The following is a 17,492-nucleotide window of genomic DNA, read 5'->3' on the forward strand; positions in this document are numbered from 1 at the left end:
CCGCGGAGGACACCAACATGAAAATCGGATTTATCGGCCTCGGCCACATGGGCGCGCCGATGGCGCTGAACCTGCTGAAAGCCGGCCACGACGTGCACGCGTTCGACCTGAGCGCCGACGCGTTGCGCGCGCTGCAGGACGCCGGCGCGCAGGTGGCAGCTTCCCCGCGCGAGGCGGCGTCGGGCGCGACGTTCGTGATCACGATGCTGCCGGCCGCGCCGCACGTGCGCTCGGTGCTGTCCGGCGAGAACGGCGTGCTGGCCGGCCTCGGCGCGGGCGCGACCGTGATCGATTCGAGCACGATCGACCCGGCGAGCGCGCAGGCGTTCGGCGCGCTGGTGCGCGAGCACGGCGGCGCGTTCGTCGATGCGCCGGTGTCGGGCGGCACCGGCGGCGCGGCGGCCGGCACGCTGACCTTCATGGTCGGCGGCACAGAGGCGGATTTCGAGCGCGTGAAGCCCGTGCTCGCCGGCATGGGCAAGAACATCGTCCATTGCGGCGCGACCGGGATGGGGCAGGTCGCGAAGGTCTGCAACAACCTCGTGCTCGGCATCTCGATGGCGGCGGTGTCGGAGGCGATGTCGCTCGGCGTCGCGCTCGGCATCGACCCGAAGGTGCTGGCCGGCATCGTCAACACGTCGACGGGCCGCTGCTGGAGTTCGGACACCTACAACCCGTATCCGGGCGTGATCGAGACCGCGCCGTCGTCGCGCGGCTACTCGGGCGGCTTCGGCACCGACCTGATGCTGAAGGATCTCGGCCTCGCGAACGACGCGGCGAAGCAGGCGCGCCAGCCCGTCTATCTCGGCGCGCTCGCGCAGCAGCTGTACCAGACGATGAGCAGCCGCGGCGACGGCCAGCTCGATTTCTCGGCGGTGATCCGCCTGTATCAACCGGCCACGAAGAAGGACGCGTGATGATCGAACTCGACTACGTCGACGATGGCGCGATCGCGTGCGCGACGCTCAAGCGTCCGCCCGCGAATGCCTTTACCGCCGACGGGCTGCGGCAATTGCAGCAAACCGTCGCGGAACTGAATGCGAACCCGCGCGTGCGCGCGCTGGTGATCACCGGCGACGGCCCGAAATTCTTCAGCGCGGGCGCCGACCTCAACACGTTCGCCGACGGCGATCGCGCGGTCGCGCGTGCGATGGCGGCACGCTTCGGCGCGGCGTTCGAGGCGCTGCACGACGCGCGCATCGTGACGATCGCGGCGATCAACGGCTATGCGATGGGCGGCGGCCTCGAATGCGCGCTCGCGTGCGACCTGCGCATTGCCGAGACGCATGCGCAGATGGCGCTGCCCGAACCGTCGGTCGGCCTGCTGCCGTGCGGGCTCGGCACGCAGACGCTGCCCTGGCTCGTCGGCGAAGGCTGGGCGAAGAAGATCATCCTGACCGGCGCGCGCGTCGACGCAGCCACCGCGCTGCGGATCGGCCTCGTCGAGGACGTGGTGGAAAGCGGCGCCGCGCGCGATGCGGCGCTCGCGCTGGCCCGCAACGTCGCGCGGCAGAGCCCGCACGCGGTCGCCTACAGCAAGGAGCTGATCGGCCTCGCGCGCCGCGGCGTGCCGCGCGGCGCGGCGCTCGCGGTCGAGCGCGAACGCTTCGTCGACCTGTTCGACACGGCCGATCCGCGCGAAGGCGTGGCGGCGTTTCTGGGCAAGCGCGCGCCGCAATGGCATACCGATGGAGAGCCGCAACGATGAGCACGCCGATGACGAATCACGACGCACTCGCGGAGCATGCGCCCGAGGTGCTGTTTCGCGTGGTGAACCGCGTGGCGCTGATCACGCTGAACCGGCCGGCCGCGCTCAACGCGCTGTCGTACGCGATGATCGGCGAACTCGTGGCGCTGTTCGAGCGCTGCCGCCATGACGACCAGATCGTCGCGGTCGTGTTGCGCGGCGCGGGCGAGAAGGGGTTCTGCGCGGGCGGCGACGTGCGTGCGTTGTACAGGATGGTCGCGCAGCGCGAAACCTGGCTGCCGTTCTTCGTCGACGAATACCGGCTCGACTACGCGATCCACACGTTCCCGAAGCCGGTGGTCGCGCTGATGGACGGCGTGACGATGGGCGGCGGCATGGGCCTCGCGCAGGGCGCGGCGCTGCGCGTCGCGACCGAGCGCAGCAAGATCGCGATGCCGGAAACGCGCATCGGCCTCGTGCCCGACGTGGGCGCGACGCATTTCCTGTCGCGCATGCCGGCCGAACTCGAACTGTACGTGGGGCTGACCGGCGCGATGCTGTCGGGCGCCGACGCGCTGAGCGCGAAGCTCGCGGACCTGTGCGTGCCGTCCGCGTGGCTCGACACGTTCGAGACGCGCATCGAAAGCGTCAAGTGGGACGGCGATGCGCTGCCGTTGCTGCGCAAGGTGTTCGAGCCGCCGTGCAACGTGGTGCCGCATGCGGCGCTCGACAGCCAGATGCCGTGGATCGTCCGCCACTTCGACAAGCGCTCGACCGTCGAGCGGATCGTCGCGACGCTCACGCAGGAGCTGGCGCGCGACGAACTCGCGCGCGAGCACCGCCAATGGCTGCAGGCGACGCTCGATGCGCTCGCGAGCCATTCGCCGACGATGCTCGCCGTGACGCGCGAGGCGCTGCTGCGCGGCCGGCAGATGACGCTCGCCGAATCGTTCCGGATGGAGCTCGGCATCGTCGCGCGGGCGATCGAGGAAGGCGATTTCTGCGAAGGCGTGCGCGCACATCTCGTCGACAAGGATCGCAAGCCGCGCTGGGCGCCCGCGTCGCTCGTCGAGCTGCGCGCCGAACGCGTGCGGCATTTCCTGACGTCGCCGTGGAAGCTGTTCGCGCATCCGCTCGCCGATCTCGGCGCGGCGTGATCTTTGCGTGACGGCCCGACGCGCCGCGCGCGCGTCGGCTTCAACTCGTCTCAGCGCGCGTCGTCCGGGCGCTCGATCATCGGCGGCACCGCCTGCGCGAGCGCGTCGATCACGCAGCGCGTCTTGCGCGGCAGGTAGCGCGTTTTCGGCCAGATCGCGTGAATGTCGCCTTCGCAGACGAAGCAGCGATCGAGCACGACCACCATCTCCCCGCGCTTCACGTATTGGTCGAGCAGCCAGCTCGGCACCCATGCGATCCCGAACCCGGCCGCACCGGCCGCGGCGATCGCCTGCACGTCGTCGAAACTCAGTTGATGCGGCATGTCGATCCGCACCGTCGAGCCGTCCGGCGCGCGCAGGTCCCACGGCTGGACCACGCCCGAACGTGAATACGCGATCGTCCGGTGATGCTTCAGGTCGTCGAGCGTCTTCGGCATCCCGTAGCGCGCCAGATACGACGGCGCCGCGCCGAGGCTGCCGTACTGCGTGCCGAGCCGCCGCACCGCGAGGCTCGTGCTGTCCGCGAGCGTGCCGATCCGCACCGCGAGATCGATGCCTTCCTCGACGAGATCGACGAAACGGTCGGTGATCGACACGTCGATCCGCAGGTGCGGGTAAGTGCGCGCGAGGTCGAGCACGATCGGCGTCACGCAGTGGTGCCCGAACGCGAGCGGCACGCTCAGCCGCAGCTTGCCGCGCGCCTCGTGGCGGCCGCAGTCTAGATCGGCTTCCGCCGCTTCCAGCTCCGCCAGCGCGCGCACGCAGCGGTCGTAGTACGCCTGGCCGTCGTCGGTCAGGCTCTGGCTGCGTGTCGTGCGTTGCAGCAGCCGTGCGCCGAGCCGCTTCTCCAGACGCGCGATCGCCTTGCCGACCGCCGAGCGCGTCATGTCGAGCCGCTCCGCGGCCAGCGCGAAGCTGCCCGATTCCACGACCTGGACGAAGGTCGTTACGCCGTCGAGTCTGTCGGTCATCGTGAGTTGCGTGTTGCGTCGATTGGGGCCTGGGATTCCCCAGTGCATGGAAATGCATGCGTCAATGGGGAGGTGAATTCTCACTATAGTACCGATTCCCGCTCAGCGTGCGTCGCCGGCCGCACGCGGCGAATCCCACTGACCTGGAGGCGCGCGGCCTGTCGCCGGGCCGCCGCGCAAATACGCATGACGCTATCCGACTCCCGCAGGAATGCGGTCGCGCTCGCGGCCGTCTGTCTCACGTCGCTGATGTTCGGCCTCGAGATTTCGAGCGTGCCGGTGATCCTGCCGACGCTCGAACACGTGCTGCATGGCGATTTCAACGGCATGCAGTGGATCATGAACGCGTACACGATCGCGTGTACGACGGTGCTGATGGCCGCCGGCACCCTCGCGGACCGGTTCGGCCGCAAGCGCGTGTACGTGATCGGCACCGTGCTGTTCGGCGCGACGTCGCTGCTGTGCGGGCTCGCGCCGAACGTGCCGGTGCTCGTCGCGGGCCGGCTGCTGCAGGGCGCGAGCGGCGGCGCGATGCTGATCTGCCAGATCGCCGTGCTGTCGCACCAGTTTCGCGAGGGCCGCGAGCGCGGCCGCGCGTTCGGGATCTGGGGAATGGTGTTCGGCATCGGGCTCGGGTTCGGGCCGATCGTCGGCGGTGCGATCGTCGCGCTGGCGAGCTGGCCGTGGGTGTTCCTCGTCCATGCGCCGCTCGCGGCCGTCGCGCTCGTGCTGATCGGCGGCGCGGTGCAGGAGTCGCGCGATCCGCATGCGGGCACGCTCGACGTCGCGGGCATCGTCACGCTGTCGCTCGCGGTGCTCGGTCTTGCCTTTTACATCACCCAAAGCGCCGAACTCGGGCTCACGAGCGCGGCCGGCCTCGGCGTGCTCGGTGCGACCGTGCTCGCGGTGATTGGCTTCGTCATCGCGGAGCGCGCCAGCGCGCGGCCGATGTTCGACTTCTCGGTATTCCGGATCCGCGCGTTCACCGGTGCGATCTTCGGCTCGATGGGGATGAACTTCAGCTTCTGGCCGTTCATGATCTACCTGCCGATCTGGTTCCAGGTCGCGCTCGGCTACGACAGTGTGACGGCCGGCCTCGCGTTGCTCGCGTACACGCTGCCGACGCTGATCGCGCCGCCGTTCGGCGAACGGCTCGCGCTGCGCTACGGGCCCGGCGTCGTGATTCCGAGCGGCCTGTTCACGATCGCGGCCGGTTTCGTGCTGATGCGGCTCGGCAGCGCGGCCGACCCTGCGAGCTGGCTGACGATGCTGCCGGGCTGCGTGATCGCAGGCGTCGGGCTCGGGCTGACCAACACGCCCGTCACCAACACGACGACGGGCGCGGTGCCGAGTGCGCGGGCCGGGATGGCGTCGGGCATCGACATGAGCGCGCGGATGATCTCGCTGGCGCTGAATATCGCGACGATGGGCTTCGTGCTCGTGGCGGGGATCGTCGCGAGCCTGAAGGGCGGGCCGGCGGGTGCGATCGGCGACGCGGCGCTGCGCAGGCTCGCGCAGGAGATCGCATCGGGCCGCACCGACGGGCTGCAGGCGCTTGCGCCGGCGCTCGCGCAGGCGGACCCGAGCGGCGCGGCGTTGCACGCGGCGCTCGTGCATGGCTTCGGCTGGGTGATGGTGTACGGCGCGGCGGGCGTGGCCGTGCTCGCGACCGCGAGCGCGGTGGCGTTCGCGCCGGCGCGGCGCGGGGCGACCGTGTGCGAATGACGCGGCCGGCGCGCAGCGTGACGCGTGGCGTGTGATGGCCGGTCAGGAGGTCCCGCCGCCGAGCGCGCGGTACAGCTTCATCTGGTTGTTGAGGCGGTTCAGGCGTGTCAGTTCGTCGGCGCTTTGCGCGCTCCTCAGCACCTGCTGCTGGTCGAGCCACGGCTGCACGGCGGTTGCGCCGGCCGCGAAGCGCGCGGCGGCCAGCCGTTCGGCGCGCTGCGCCTGGGCGAGCGACAGCGCGCGCTGTTCGGCTTCGCGTTCGAGCTGCACGCGCGCCGACAGCGCGTTCTCGACTTCCGCGAGCGCCGTGTAGAGCCGCTGGCGGAACCCAACGACAGCTTCCTCGTACTGCGACTTCGACACCCTGATCTGCAACTGCATCGTGTTCCACTGAATGAACGGCAGCGCGAGGCCGAGCCCGAGCGTGCCGACCGGGTTCGTCAGCACGCGCTCGAGGCTCGTACTCGACGTGCCGGCGCTGCCGGTCAGCGTGAAGGTCGGATAGAAGCTCGTGCGCGTCGCATCGACCTGCGCGAGCGACTCGCGCAGCCGGAATTCCGCCGCCCGCAGGTCGGGGCGCCGGCCGAGCAGGCTGGCCGGCAGGCCGGCCGCCACGTCGGGCGGCGCGGCGTCGGGCAGCGCCGCCGGCTCGGCCGCGCGCTGCTGCGGCGGCCGGTCGAACAGGATCGCGAGCGCGTGGCGGTTCTCGGTGCGCTGCTGGATCAGCTGCGTCTGCGCGGCGCGTTGCGCGGCGAGGCTCTGTTCGGCCTGCGCGAGGTCGAGCCCCGACACGGCGCCGGCCGTGTGCCGCGACCGCACGAGCGCGAGCGTGCGCTCCGCATACGCGATGTTCGCGTCGCCGAGCGCGATCTGCCGGTTCAGATAGCCGAGCTGCCAGTACAGCGCCGCGGTCGTGCCGATCAGCGACAGCCGCGCGGCCTCGAGATCGGCGGCCGTCGCGTCGGCTTCCCAGTGCGCGGCGTCGCGCAGCGCGGCTAGCCGGCCCCACAGGTCGATTTCGTAGCTGAGCGAACCGTTGACGCCGCTCGCGCGGCTCGTCCGGTGCGTGTCGAGCGTGCGCGACACGGCGCCGTTCGCGCCGAGCGTCACGTTCGGCGTCAGGTTCGTATCGACGAGCCCGGCCTGCAACTGCGCGCGATACACGCGGATCGCCGCGATCGCGAGGTCGTTGTTGACGCGCAGCGCGTCGTCGATCAGCGCGTCGAGTTGCGGATCGCCGAAGCTGCGCCACCAGTCGCGCGTGGCGGCCGGCGCGTCGGCCGCGACCGGCGCGGCCCAGTTCGCGGGCATCGCGACGGCCGGCAGCGGATCGTGGCGCGCGCCCGCGCAGCCGGCGAGCAGCGCGGCCGCGCACGCGAATGCGCCGAGACGGTGAAGCGGGGAGGAATGCGTGATGGCCATGTTTCGTCAGTCGCGCGCGAGCGCATCGATTGGATCGAGCCGCGACGCGTTGCGCGCGGGCATGAACCCGAAAATCACACCGGTGAGCGTCGAGCACACGAACGCGGTCACGATCGCGCCTGCGGAGAACACCATCTTCCACTGCGCGACGAACATCGAGAACAGCGCGCCGAGCCCGAACGACAGCGCGATGCCGATCGTGCCGCCGAGCAGGCACACGAGCACGGCCTCGACGAGGAACTGCTGCAGGATGTCCGACTGGCGCGCGCCGACCGCCATCCGGATGCCGATCTCGCGCGTACGCTCGGTGACCGACACCAGCATGATGTTCATCACGCCGATCCCGCCGACGACGAGCGAGATCACCGCGATCAGCGACAGCAGCAGCGTCAGCGACTGGCCGGTCTTCTCGACGGTCTTGACCACGCTGTCCATGTTGTACGTGAAGAAGTCCTTGCGGCCGTGGCGCTGGGTCATCAGCTTCTCGAGGCTCTTCTCGGCCGCGGCGCTCGGCTGCCCGTCGCGCACACGCACGGTGATGCTGTCGAGATAGCGCTGGCCGAACAGGCGCCCGCTCGCGGTCGTGTACGGCACCCACACGTTCAGGCTTTTCACGCTGCCGAATGCGCTTTTCTTGTCGGCGGTCACGCCGATCACGACGCACGGCACGTTGTCGGCCAGGATCACTTCGCCGACCGGATTGCGCGTCGCGCCGAACAGCTTGCGGCGCGTGTTCTGGTCGATCACCGCGACCTGCGCCTGGCGGCGCACCGCATCGTCGTCGAACGGGACGCCGAGCGCGAAACGCATCCCGCGCGTCTGGAAGTAGCTGTCGCCGACGCCGCTCACGAGCGCGTGGACGTCGACGTTGCGGTAGCGCAGCAGCAGCGTGCGCGATGTTTCGGGCGTCGCGCTGTCGACGTACGGCTGCTCGGCGAGCGCGGCGACGTCGGCGGGCACGAGCGTCTGGATCGTGTCCGCGCGGCTGTCGCCCCAGTCGGTGCCCGGATAGAGGCTGATCGTATTGGTGCCGATGCTGCCGATCTCTTCGAGCATGTAGCGCTTCGCCCCTTCGCCGACCGCGACGATCGACACCACCGACGTGATGCCGATGATGATGCCGAGCATCGTCAGCAGCGTGCGCAGTCGGTGCGATACGAGCGCGATCCACGCCATCCGGCACGCTTCGGCGAAACGGCCGGTGCCGGCGGCGAAGCGGCCGGCGGGCGGGGCGATGTCGGTGTCGGTGTCGGCGCTGGCGGGCGGCGGTGCATCTTTGGAAGGCGGTGCGAACGGCGTGTCGGTTGCCGTTTCGGGCGTTGCTGCCGTCGCGGCCGCGCCGACGCTAGATTCCGCGAGCGCTTCCGCGTAATGGCGGTTCGGCCGGTCGGCGACGATCTCGCCGTCGCTGATCTCGATGATGCGCCGCGCATGGCGCGCCACGGCCTTGTCGTGCGTGACGATCACGATCGTATGGCCGAGCGCGTTCAGCTCGTGCAGGATGCGGATCACGTCCTGGCCGCTTTTCGTGTCGAGCGCGCCGGTCGGTTCGTCCGCGAGGATCACCTGGCCGCCGTTCATCAGCGCGCGTGCAATGCTCACGCGCTGCTGCTGGCCGCCGGACAGTTGCCCGGGCCGGTGATGCGCGCGATCCGCGAGCCCCAGCCGCGCGAGCAACGCGCGGGCGCGTGCGTGCCGTTCGGCGCGCGGGGTGCCCGCGTAGATCGCCGGCATTTCGAGGTTCGCGACCGCGTCGACGTGCGGCAGCAGGTGATAGCGCTGGAACACGAAGCCGAAGTGCTCGCGGCGCAGCTGTGCGAGCTCGTCGCTGTCGAGGATGTGCGTGTCGCGACCGCCGACCGTATACGTGCCTTCGGTCGGATGATCGAGGCAGCCGAGGATGTTCATCAGCGTCGACTTGCCGGAGCCCGACGCGCCGACGATCGCGACGATCTCGCCCGCGTCGATCGACAGGTTCACGTTGTTCAGCACGACGACATCCTTGTCGCCGGCCGGGAAGCGTCGCGTGACGGCAGCGAGTTTCAGCAGGGGCTGGCGCGTCGTCATACCGCGTCCGACAGCGGGACGTGCTCGTCCGCCGACGCTTCGCCGATCACCACGCGCTCGCCGTCCTTCAGGCCGGCCAGCACTTCGACGCGCACGTTGTTGTTGATGCCGATGCGGATAGGGCGCGTTTCCGTGCCGCCGTCGGCGCGCAGCACGCGTACCGCGACGGTGCCGTCCTTGCGCTTCTCGCCGAGCGCGGTGGCCGGGATGATCAGCGCGTTGCGGGCGTTGCCGAGCACGATGTTGACCTGCGCGGTCATCGCAATGCGCAGCCGGTGCTCGGGATTCGGCACGTCGAACAGCGCGTTGTAGAACACCGCGGCATTCGGCTTCGCGCCGCCTCCGCCGAGCGGGCTTTGTGCGTCGGCGTAGTTCTGCGGCGCCGGTTCGATCGCGCGCAGCTTGCCGTAATGACGCTTGTCCGGTTCGCCGAGGCTCGTGAAATACGCGGTCTGGCCGGCGCTCACGCGAACCACGTCCGCTTCCGACACCTGCGCCTTCACGGTCATCGTGTCGAGATTCGCGAGCTTCAGGATCACCGGCGCCTGCTGCTGCGCGATCACGGTCTGTCCTTCCTGCGTGACGATCGCGACGACCTGGCCGTCGATCGGCGCGACGATGCGCGTGTAGCCGAGGTTGGCCTGCGCGGTCTCGATCTGGATGCGGGCCGAACGGATCTGCGCGGCGAGCGACGCGAGGGTCGCGCGCTGCACGTCGAGCGTCGCCTTCGCGGCCTCGAACGATTCGCGCGACGTCGCGTCGTCGGGCAGCATCGCCTGCTGGCGGCGGAACGCGAGTTCGGCCTGCGTCAGTTGCGCGGCCGCCGATTGCTGCTGCGCGCGCAGGCTTTCTTCGCTGGCGCGCGCCTGGCGCAGCGCGTTTTCCGAGATCACGGGATCGATCTCGGCGAGCCACTGGCCCTTCGTGACCTTGTCGCCGAGCTTCACCTTCAGCGTCTTCAACTGCCCCGACACCTGCGCGCCGACGTCGACCTGCCTGAACGCTTGCAGCGCGCCGGTCGCGAGCACCGCGTTCTCGAGATCGCCGCGCGTGACGGGCGCGGACAGGTACTGCGGATGCTTGTTTGGTGTGGCTATCGTTATTGCTACAACAGCGGTGGCAATGGCGGCACCGCTGATGGCCAGCACGGTGAGCCGGCGGCGGATCTTCTTATTCATGAGAATACATACGGCATGGATGAGTCGGGCGTCGGCGGCGTGGGCGGCCAATCAGGGTGGTCCTGCAATCGTGGCATGCAGTGCAGATCGATACAGGAGTCGGATGGATACCGCGCGGCGGTGCAGGTTCGGGTCAGGCGGCCATGATAATTGAGGTAATTTCGTGAATTCGTGTAGGAATTGTGCTGAATTGTGCCGGCAGTTCTACGGGGGGCTGCCGAGCTCTGTCGGTGTTTCAATTCATGGAATGGCAGGTCAATACAAGGGTACGGAGAGGATCGTCATCCGGGCTCAATCCACGCTACCGTGATCGCGGAATGACCCTTCAAACTTCAGGGGCGGGATGGGGTTCTAGGCTCAACGTGGTTATTGCGATCAATCTTGTCAGACAAGTCTTTCCCGGAAATAAATCCCGCGACTCTTTCCCCGGAAGGCAGGAACGTGGTGGGTGTTCCCTTGATGTTGAGCTTCTTTCCCAGTGAAAGGAGTTCTTTCGTGATGGTGGACTGGCAACGCTTGCGGGGGACGGTGGTTTTCCCTCTTTCGACCCATTGCTTCCATGCTTGGAGTCGGTTGTCGGCGCACAGAATGACTTCGGATTTGATGATGGAGTCGGTAGAAAGAATTGGATACAGAAAAATGTATACGGTTGCGTTGGGAACCTTGCCTAGCTCGGGACTCATTTTCTTGCAAAACGAGCAGTTCGGATCGAAGAATGTAGCAATCACGCGCTCTCCGGTTCCATTTTTCTGTTTGATGGCGTATTGGAATGGAAGGTCATTGATGTTTATGCTGTTAATCTTGTTGAGTTGTGTTTCTGTTATGTTTTCCTGGCTGTTGGTGTCGAACAGGCTGCCGATAATAATGTGCGATGCCGATGAATTGCTGTAGAAAATTTGGGAATTTGCAGTGACCTCATACAGTCCGTCGATTTTTGACGGGACAACGTGCTCTATCTTCAGTTCGGGGAGCTTGGCTTGCAATTTTCGTTGCAAGTTCGCTTCTACATCGGCGGCAGCTGCTTCGGTGTGCGCTGTTGCGAGCGCAATTGTAAATAGTGATGTCAGGAGGGGCTTTAGATTATTCGGCATGACGTGTGGAAGATGAAATTTTCACATCTGAGGAATGGCGATGTCAGGAACTTGCAATTCGTATCTGTGTTTGCGTGATGCTGACTTCAGCTTGTTTCTCGATGATGCCATTCAAGAAGAATTTCTCGAGTCGATGATAGAGAAAAATGTCTCCCGGAAAATCATGTCCTTCCGAGTGGATTGTTTCTATTATGCGCAATACTACTATCGGCGTGGGCTCCCACTTCCTGGTCATGGAATTGATGATGTATTCATCGAAATCCGTAGATCGGAATGATTGAATTTTTCCAATTTCGTTGATCATTCTGAAATCGGCATTTTCCTCAACCAGGGAACCCCATTCTGTGATATAGGGACTGACATCGTTCGATTTTATTTCAACTGCATTGCCGAGAAGCTCGGCGAGATCGAAGAAATTCTCCGCAGCCGGATGGATGCACTTTTCTGAGACCGAAATCAACAGGAAATCGTGTGGAGTATCATGACTTATCCAGTGTATGAAATTCGCGTATTCGATTGATGATAAGGGATTTACCCATGCGCATATTTTGATCGACTCGTGGGTGGGGATGATGGGGGTGTCGATAGTCAAGTCGTTTGGGATATATCCAAAAATATCGGAAAACCACGCCGACAGTGTCGAGATGTTGCGTTCTTTGAGAGGGCCGAGGTGCCAGTTTCCGCCAATAAGAACATGTGACCCCATCAACTGCCCTTCCGAAATTGCGGATGCGATGACGTTGGACGTGATGTCCGAGAATGATGCGTGGATCAAATTTTGGTAATCGTTGTTTCGGAGCATTGGTATGCCTTGATTTTGGGTAGAAATTTCAACCTCGTCGCGAGCGAACGGTGAATTTTGGCTCGGTTGACCGCCATCGACATAATTACTCGCGACGAAGCACATCACTGTCGTTATACGGCACAACCGCTGATCATCGGCCACCATCCATTCGAGCGATTGCAGTTATTCAAGCAATCTGCGCATCGTGTCATGCCAGCCGTGCCACCGGGTCTGCTGCCGTATCGCTGAATGCACATTGTGTAGAAAACAGAGCAACTTGTGAATGCTCGTTGATTGGAAGTGTTCGGGCCCTCGAGGATTTTGCTCGCAAGCCCGTCGGCTGCAGCACTGCCAGGATGAAGCAAGGCAATGACGATGCCAAAGGTGACTGCAGCCGATCTGGTGGCCTTTCGAGTGAAGAAGCGTTGCTTGGAATGCATCGAAACCTCCTTTGTGGCGGGTTGAGGAAAGACAATGACTGCTTGATGCAACGGGTATGTTTTTGAGATTTATTTGCCGATTTCAATTTAGTATTCCTGTGTTTGATAGATTAATTTTTCGATCGGTGGTTTTTCAAGGATTTATTTTTTTGAGATAATCAAATTGTTGCCGATTGTCATTTTTGTTAAATTTGCCAAATCGGACTGGTTGGCGTTTGCCAATTGCAATCCGAGTTGACTCGGAATTCTCGCGAGCGGCAGGGCCAAGGGGTTTCGCTTATCCGGGGCAGGAAATTGGAGCGCCGTTGGGGAATGGCGTGGATGTTGTGTCCGGTCCGGTAAAAGCAGCGGGCGGACTGCCCGGAGGAGGCGAAGGCATCGAACAGATGGCGTTCGCGTAGGGGTGTATGGTAGGGAAGGCGGGCAGATATGTAGCCCGTCCGTGCTGGTGCCGAATGCGACGCGCGGCGGCTTTGCCAGTCGTGTCAGTCGAACATGGCTTCCGGGTGGAGGGGTTCGCGCGCCGCTAGTGACTACGGATGTACCGAACAGTCGGCGACGGGTACGACAACAGGATGCCTCGCGCTAGCGCCGTGCCGCGCGCTTACGCGCGGCGTCCGCCTGCGTCGATCCTGCGCTGCGTGTCGGCGTCGACGATCTCGCGGATCGCGCTGAACAGCGGTGCGACGTCGGTGTAGCGCCGGCCGTAGCCGAGATTGAACGCATAGTCGAAATCGGGCGGGTTGCTGCCCTGGTTGTGCTGCAGGATCGTTTCGAGCTTGTCGAGCGCTTTCGCCGCGCGGGCTTCCGGCGACGCAGCCGCCTCGTATTCGTCCCACAGCGCGACGATCTCGTCGCGCACCGCGCGGTCGAGCGACGCGGTCAGCGTCAGCAGGTCGTCGCGTTCATGCGCGCTCTTGTCAGGGTGCGCGGCCTGCTCGATCGCGGGGATGTCGCCGTGCAGCGCCTCGCCGAGGTCGTGGACGACGCACAGTTTCAGCAGCTTCAGCGTGTCGACGTCGGGCAGCGCATCGGCGAACACGAGCGCCATCAGGCACAGCCGCCAGCTGTGCTCGGCCGCGCTTTCCGCGCGTCCGGCCGACGTGTAGCCGCTGCGCAGTACGTCCTTCAGGCGTTCGGCTTCGCGCAGGAAAGCGAGCCGCGCGCGGATCGTATCGGGATTCATGGTCCGTCCTTGCGATGAGCCGTCAAGCGTACGCCCGCCGGCCGCGCTGCGTCCACGCATGAAATATGCGCGGCGCGTCAGTGCGCGTCGAGCGTTTCCACGAGCCGCACGGCCGAGCCGTCGGATAGCGTCATCCGCGTCCACCGGCATCGGCTGCCGCGAATCGGCACGACGCGCGACGCATTCGCGCCGGTGTCGAACTCGACGCTCGGCGGCCCCGCGCGATCGTGCCAGCCGAGCGGGTCGAGCGCGGCTTCCATGCGCACGATTTCCGGCGTCGCGTAGCGCCACAGCGACGTGCCGAGCAGCATCGAAAGCGGCTGCGCGAACTCGGCCGCGCGCGCCGGCGAACTGGCGAGCAGACGGTGCGTGAGGTCGCAGACAAGATGCATGCGGCCCGCGCTGCCGGCGATCAGCCGCGCGAGCGCGCGGTCGCCCGCCGAATCGATGCGCGCGGCGAGCAGCCGTTCGGCCGTCGCGCGCTCGTCGGGCGACATCTGCTGGAGGCCGGCCTCCCAGCGCGAGATCGTCGATTGCGCGACGCCGAACAGGTCGGCCGCATGGCTTTGCTTCACGCGGTGCAGTGCGCGCCAGCGCTTGAGTTGCGGGCCGAGCGGGGACGGATGAAGCGGTGAGGCGGTCATGACGATGCTCCTGTTGGGACCGTACCGTGCGCGCCGTGACAGCGCCGTTACATGATCCGGATGCCGCCGTTTGCCTGGATCGCAATGGCCGCGAACGGCACGAGCACGATGCCGCCCAGCACGAGTACGCCGTCGGCGGCCACCGTGATCGGCGTGGCGAGAATCCGCAGACCCATGCCGACGACGGACGGCGATTCCACGATGTAGACCGAGTACGGGCGGTTGAACGGTTGCGCGGCCGCCTTGTCCTTCTCGACGAAGCCTTCGGTCGAGTAGCGCTTGCCGTCGATGTCGCCTTCGAGCACGAGGCCGGCCGGCTCGCTGGCGAAGCCGTCGGCGGAGGCGGCCCGTCGATCGTCGTCCGACGCGTCTTTCGGCAGCACGATCCGGTAATGCCCGGTGACGCCGCCGCCGCTCGCATGAAAGCCCTCGAATGTCGTGCGTACCGATTTCCGATAGCCGGACAGCAGGACCGGCCGCAATCGGGCCGGCAGATCGAAGATGTAATGGTAGCGCGTGCCGAGGACGACCAGTTTCTTGCCGTCCTCGGTCATCATGAATGCGGATACGTGTTCGCTGTACGCGTCGTTCTTGTACAGCTTCGGCGTGAAGCAGCCCGACAGTGCGAGGCTGCTCGCGGCGAAGCCGGCGGCCAGCAGGCGCCGGCGCGTGATGGATGTGCTCATTTCTTGTTGTCCCGTCTGTGCGGTTCGGTTGGGTGGCTTTCGCCCTCGGAAGCCGGATTCTCGCGTATCCGCCGCACGTTGTCGAACCCGAACCTTCCCGCGGCAGCGGGCAGCCGCACCCATCCTCGCTCTATCGAAAACGTTTTCGCGACGCTTTCAACCGGTCCCGCCATATCTTATTATTCGGCGAGAGCGGCGCGTGCCGGCCGACACGACAGGGAACGCGAGGCCGCGCGTGTCCCAAAAAGATACGAGGGCGCAATGGTACGACTGGTATTGCTGCTGCTGGGCATCGAATATCTGCGCACCCGCTGGCGCGGGTTGACCGTGCTCGGCTGGCTGTGGGTCGTCGCGGGCGTCGGTATTTTCGTCGACGCGCTCGACGGCGCGCTGCATTTTCCGATCGAGCTGTTCGCGTGGCTGTTCCTGATCGAAGGGCTCGCGACGCTCGCGGTGGCCGGCAGCGGGGTCGGCGGGCAGCGCATCCTGCGCTACGTGAAGGGCATCGCGGTCGTGGTGGCCGCGGGGCTCGTGTTTGCCGGCCATCATCACGGCCACTTCCTGCTGTCGATGATCTTCGGCACGCTGTTTCTCGTCGACGGGCTGCTGCAGTGCACGTCCGCGTGGATGGTGCGCTATCGCCGCTGGCACGTCGCGTTCGCGTGGGGCGTCGTCGAGATCCTGCTGGCGATCTTTTTCTTCCAGCCGTACCCGACGCACTACGTCGGCACCGTGCCGTACTGCCTCGGCCTGCTGCTGATGTTCGGCGGGATGCACATGCTGAGTCTCGCCGCACGTGTGCGGCGGCTGACGCGCAATCCGGCGTTCGCGACGTCGCCCGCGCCGGCGCTTGCGCCGGATCTCGACGATGCGCCGGACCTGCCGCAATTCACGCAATCCGAATGGGACGGCCCGCCGGCCGACGGCGAGCGGGCGCTCACCGTGCACGTATGGACACCGACCGGCACGTCGAAGGCCGAGGCGCAGCGCTATCCGCTGATCGACCGCTATATCGCGGCGGTGGACGTCAATGGCGTGATCTCGACCGGCCATGCGGCGCTGGAATCGCCGGAGGGCATCTACATCAGCCTGTATCCGGGCGTCGAGATCGATCGTTCTCCGGACGAATTCACGCGCATCCTGCGCGCAACGCGCGAGAACGACGTGCCCGGCCTGTTCCAGCCCGACTACGCGACCGAGTCGACAGCGTGGTGCCCGTCGACCGTGCGCGTGCGCATTCGCAACTACGATCCGGCCAAGCTCGATGCGTTCTGGTCGTCGTACCGGCAGAACACGACGTACAACCTCACGCACCGCAACTGCTCGAGCACCGTGTCGAATGCGCTCGAGGCCGCGCTCGACGGCGCGGTGTGGCGGCTGAAGGGCGCGCGCGCCGGGTGGGGCGCGTTCGTGCGGCTGCTGCTCACGCCCGAGCTGTGGGTGGCCGCGCAGATCCGCAAGCGCGCGGTGACGATGGCATGGACGCCCGGGCTCACGCTCGACTATGCGCGCGCGCTCAGCATGCTCGCCGATCCGCGTCCGTTCGCGTGGTGGAAGGTCGCGCGCTCGGCGGTGAGCGCGATCATGGCGTCGCGCCGCGCGTGGCGCGAGCAGGACAGTGCGGCGCTGTCGCCTGGCGGATCGGAGGCTGCGTCGATGAAGTGAAACGCGTGGCGCCGGATGAGGGCCCGGCATCACAAGGGGCGCCGCCGTGCGGCCCGGCGAGATTGCCCGCGATAAAAACCCCACGGACGACGACGATGAACGAGACGAGAGCGTTCCGCATCCTGACTCCCGCCGCGCTGACGCTGGTGCTGGCGCTGGCGAGCGCCGGCTTCGCGCAGGCGGACACGGACGACGTACTGCGCATGAGCAACGACGTGTACCGGATGTCGGTGTCGTTCTGCTCGAACGTCGCGGCCGCCGAGAAGATCGCGTGCCAGGGCGACATGATCGCCGCGGGCAGCCGGATTGTCGCGGCGATCGGCGGCCTGCCGCCGGCTTCCGCCACGGCGATCGACGAAGGCGCGCGCAACCAGCTGCCGCCGGCCGAGCGCGACGGGCTCGTGCCCGTCGAGCCGGCCGCGATCGACAAGGACGACACGCTGGCCGGCCTCGCCGGCATGGTGCGCCTGTGCGACGTGTACGAACCGGAACCGGCGTCGCGCGCGCGGCACCATGCGGCGTTGCAGCAGAAGGCGCCCGATGTCGCACCGCGTGTCGAGGCGTTGCTGGCCGATCCGTCGACGGCCGCGCGCCGGCGCGTCAGCGTCGGCGTGTGGCAGATTCTCGCGCTCGAGGGCCCCGAAGCGTCGGCGCGCGCGTGCACGCAGCTCGGCACCTGAGCGAATCGCGCATTCTTTCGTGCACCTTCACATTCGTGCCACGTTGCGGCAGCAACAATCGCGGGCAGACATTCGACAATCTTGCGGCGCATCCCGCGACCGCAAGCCT

At 66.3% G+C, this 17,492-nt stretch carries 15 protein-coding genes; 6 read left to right on the forward strand and 9 right to left on the reverse strand.

The features are described 5' to 3' along the window. Window positions 1-17: 17 nt before the first annotated feature. The 3 genes from mmsB to HWX14_RS09595 are packed head-to-tail and all read left to right on the forward strand — an operon-like array spanning window position 18 to window position 2,844. A complete protein-coding gene (mmsB, locus tag HWX14_RS09585) occupies window positions 18-917 on the forward strand; it encodes a 3-hydroxyisobutyrate dehydrogenase (protein ID WP_175882507.1) in 900 nt (299 codons plus the stop codon). Beyond that, window positions 917-1,708, forward strand: coding sequence for an enoyl-CoA hydratase (locus tag HWX14_RS09590; protein WP_175882508.1), 792 nt, complete (start codon window positions 917-919; stop codon window positions 1,706-1,708). The genes mmsB and HWX14_RS09590 overlap by 1 nt, the downstream gene beginning before the upstream one ends. Beyond that, a complete protein-coding gene (locus HWX14_RS09595) occupies window positions 1,705-2,844 on the forward strand; it encodes an enoyl-CoA hydratase/isomerase family protein (RefSeq protein ID WP_175882509.1) in 1,140 nt (379 codons plus the stop codon). Before HWX14_RS09590 ends, HWX14_RS09595 begins: the two co-directional genes overlap by 4 nt. Before the next feature lie 50 nt (window positions 2,845-2,894). Here the strand turns inward: HWX14_RS09595 and HWX14_RS09600 are convergent, their stop codons facing one another. After that, complete coding sequence (locus HWX14_RS09600) at window positions 2,895-3,815, reverse strand: LysR family transcriptional regulator (RefSeq protein WP_175882510.1); 921 nt, start codon at window positions 3,813-3,815, stop codon at window positions 2,895-2,897. A gap of 186 nt (window positions 3,816-4,001) precedes the next feature. On the opposite strand from HWX14_RS09600, the gene HWX14_RS09605 reads away from it, so the two are divergent. After that, the gene (locus tag HWX14_RS09605; RefSeq protein WP_175882511.1) at window positions 4,002-5,540 is read left to right on the forward strand and encodes an MFS transporter; all 1,539 of its coding nucleotides are present in this window, start codon (window positions 4,002-4,004) and stop codon (window positions 5,538-5,540) included. 42 nt (window positions 5,541-5,582) lie between these two features. Here HWX14_RS09605 and HWX14_RS09610 read toward each other — a convergent pair whose 3' ends face one another. From HWX14_RS09610 to HWX14_RS09645, 8 genes are all read right to left on the reverse strand, one after another. Beyond that, the gene (locus tag HWX14_RS09610) at window positions 5,583-6,962 is read right to left on the reverse strand and encodes an efflux transporter outer membrane subunit (RefSeq protein ID WP_175882512.1); all 1,380 of its coding nucleotides are present in this window, start codon (window positions 6,960-6,962) and stop codon (window positions 5,583-5,585) included. A 6-nt stretch (window positions 6,963-6,968) separates the two neighbouring features. After that, a complete protein-coding gene (locus HWX14_RS09615; RefSeq protein ID WP_175882513.1) occupies window positions 6,969-9,029 on the reverse strand; it encodes a MacB family efflux pump subunit in 2,061 nt (686 codons plus the stop codon). Continuing rightward, on the reverse strand, window positions 9,026-10,207 hold the full coding sequence (macA, locus tag HWX14_RS09620) for a macrolide transporter subunit MacA (RefSeq protein WP_175882514.1): 1,182 nt from the start codon (window positions 10,205-10,207) through the stop codon (window positions 9,026-9,028). The genes HWX14_RS09615 and macA overlap by 4 nt, the downstream gene beginning before the upstream one ends. A gap of 332 nt (window positions 10,208-10,539) precedes the next feature. Next, complete coding sequence (locus HWX14_RS09625) at window positions 10,540-11,298, reverse strand: DsbC family protein (protein WP_175882515.1); 759 nt, start codon at window positions 11,296-11,298, stop codon at window positions 10,540-10,542. A gap of 43 nt (window positions 11,299-11,341) precedes the next feature. Then, window positions 11,342-12,244 carry a DUF3658 domain-containing protein gene (locus HWX14_RS09630; protein ID WP_244130189.1) on the reverse strand — a complete coding sequence of 301 codons (903 nt, stop codon included), beginning with the start codon at window positions 12,242-12,244 and terminating at the stop codon, window positions 11,342-11,344. A gap of 882 nt (window positions 12,245-13,126) precedes the next feature. Then, window positions 13,127-13,708, reverse strand: coding sequence for an HD domain-containing protein (locus tag HWX14_RS09635; RefSeq protein ID WP_175882516.1), 582 nt, complete (start codon window positions 13,706-13,708; stop codon window positions 13,127-13,129). A gap of 77 nt (window positions 13,709-13,785) precedes the next feature. Next, the gene (locus HWX14_RS09640; RefSeq protein WP_175882517.1) at window positions 13,786-14,352 is read right to left on the reverse strand and encodes a helix-turn-helix transcriptional regulator; all 567 of its coding nucleotides are present in this window, start codon (window positions 14,350-14,352) and stop codon (window positions 13,786-13,788) included. 47 nt (window positions 14,353-14,399) lie between these two features. Then, window positions 14,400-15,038 (reverse strand): hypothetical protein, encoded by a 639-nt coding sequence (locus HWX14_RS09645; protein WP_175882518.1) that lies wholly within the window; start codon window positions 15,036-15,038, stop codon window positions 14,400-14,402. 261 nt (window positions 15,039-15,299) lie between these two features. Between HWX14_RS09645 and HWX14_RS09650 the strand changes: the two genes are divergently transcribed. Together HWX14_RS09650 and HWX14_RS09655 are read left to right on the forward strand one after the other, a co-directional pair. Next, window positions 15,300-16,703, forward strand: a complete 1,404-nt coding sequence (locus HWX14_RS09650; RefSeq protein WP_175882519.1) for a DUF308 domain-containing protein — start codon at window positions 15,300-15,302, stop codon at window positions 16,701-16,703. 95 nt (window positions 16,704-16,798) lie between these two features. Beyond that, window positions 16,799-17,383 carry a hypothetical protein gene (locus tag HWX14_RS09655; protein WP_175882520.1) on the forward strand — a complete coding sequence of 195 codons (585 nt, stop codon included), beginning with the start codon at window positions 16,799-16,801 and terminating at the stop codon, window positions 17,381-17,383. Window positions 17,384-17,492 lie beyond the last annotated feature (109 nt).

The sequence above is a fragment of the Burkholderia sp. BCC0044 genome, assembly GCF_902832955.1.
Lineage (GTDB): Bacteria > Pseudomonadota > Gammaproteobacteria > Burkholderiales > Burkholderiaceae > Burkholderia.

What these genes read in the sequence shown, in the direction of transcription:
- mmsB (WP_175882507.1), top strand. Translation starts at nt 18, where the DNA reads ATGAAAATCGGATTTATCGGCCTCGGCCACATGGGCGCGCCGATGGCG.
- HWX14_RS09590 (WP_175882508.1), top strand. Translation starts at nt 917, where the DNA reads ATGATCGAACTCGACTACGTCGACGATGGCGCGATCGCGTGCGCGACG.
- HWX14_RS09595 (WP_175882509.1), top strand. Translation starts at nt 1,705, where the DNA reads ATGAGCACGCCGATGACGAATCACGACGCACTCGCGGAGCATGCGCCC.
- HWX14_RS09600 (WP_175882510.1), bottom strand. Translation starts at nt 3,815, where the DNA reads ATGACCGACAGACTCGACGGCGTAACGACCTTCGTCCAGGTCGTGGAA.
- HWX14_RS09605 (WP_175882511.1), top strand. Translation starts at nt 4,002, where the DNA reads ATGACGCTATCCGACTCCCGCAGGAATGCGGTCGCGCTCGCGGCCGTC.
- HWX14_RS09610 (WP_175882512.1), bottom strand. Translation starts at nt 6,962, where the DNA reads ATGGCCATCACGCATTCCTCCCCGCTTCACCGTCTCGGCGCATTCGCG.
- HWX14_RS09615 (WP_175882513.1), bottom strand. Translation starts at nt 9,029, where the DNA reads ATGACGACGCGCCAGCCCCTGCTGAAACTCGCTGCCGTCACGCGACGC.
- macA (WP_175882514.1), bottom strand. Translation starts at nt 10,207, where the DNA reads ATGAATAAGAAGATCCGCCGCCGGCTCACCGTGCTGGCCATCAGCGGT.
- HWX14_RS09625 (WP_175882515.1), bottom strand. Translation starts at nt 11,298, where the DNA reads ATGCCGAATAATCTAAAGCCCCTCCTGACATCACTATTTACAATTGCG.
- HWX14_RS09635 (WP_175882516.1), bottom strand. Translation starts at nt 13,708, where the DNA reads ATGAATCCCGATACGATCCGCGCGCGGCTCGCTTTCCTGCGCGAAGCC.
- HWX14_RS09640 (WP_175882517.1), bottom strand. Translation starts at nt 14,352, where the DNA reads ATGACCGCCTCACCGCTTCATCCGTCCCCGCTCGGCCCGCAACTCAAG.
- HWX14_RS09645 (WP_175882518.1), bottom strand. Translation starts at nt 15,038, where the DNA reads ATGAGCACATCCATCACGCGCCGGCGCCTGCTGGCCGCCGGCTTCGCC.
- HWX14_RS09650 (WP_175882519.1), top strand. Translation starts at nt 15,300, where the DNA reads ATGGTACGACTGGTATTGCTGCTGCTGGGCATCGAATATCTGCGCACC.
- HWX14_RS09655 (WP_175882520.1), top strand. Translation starts at nt 16,799, where the DNA reads ATGAACGAGACGAGAGCGTTCCGCATCCTGACTCCCGCCGCGCTGACG.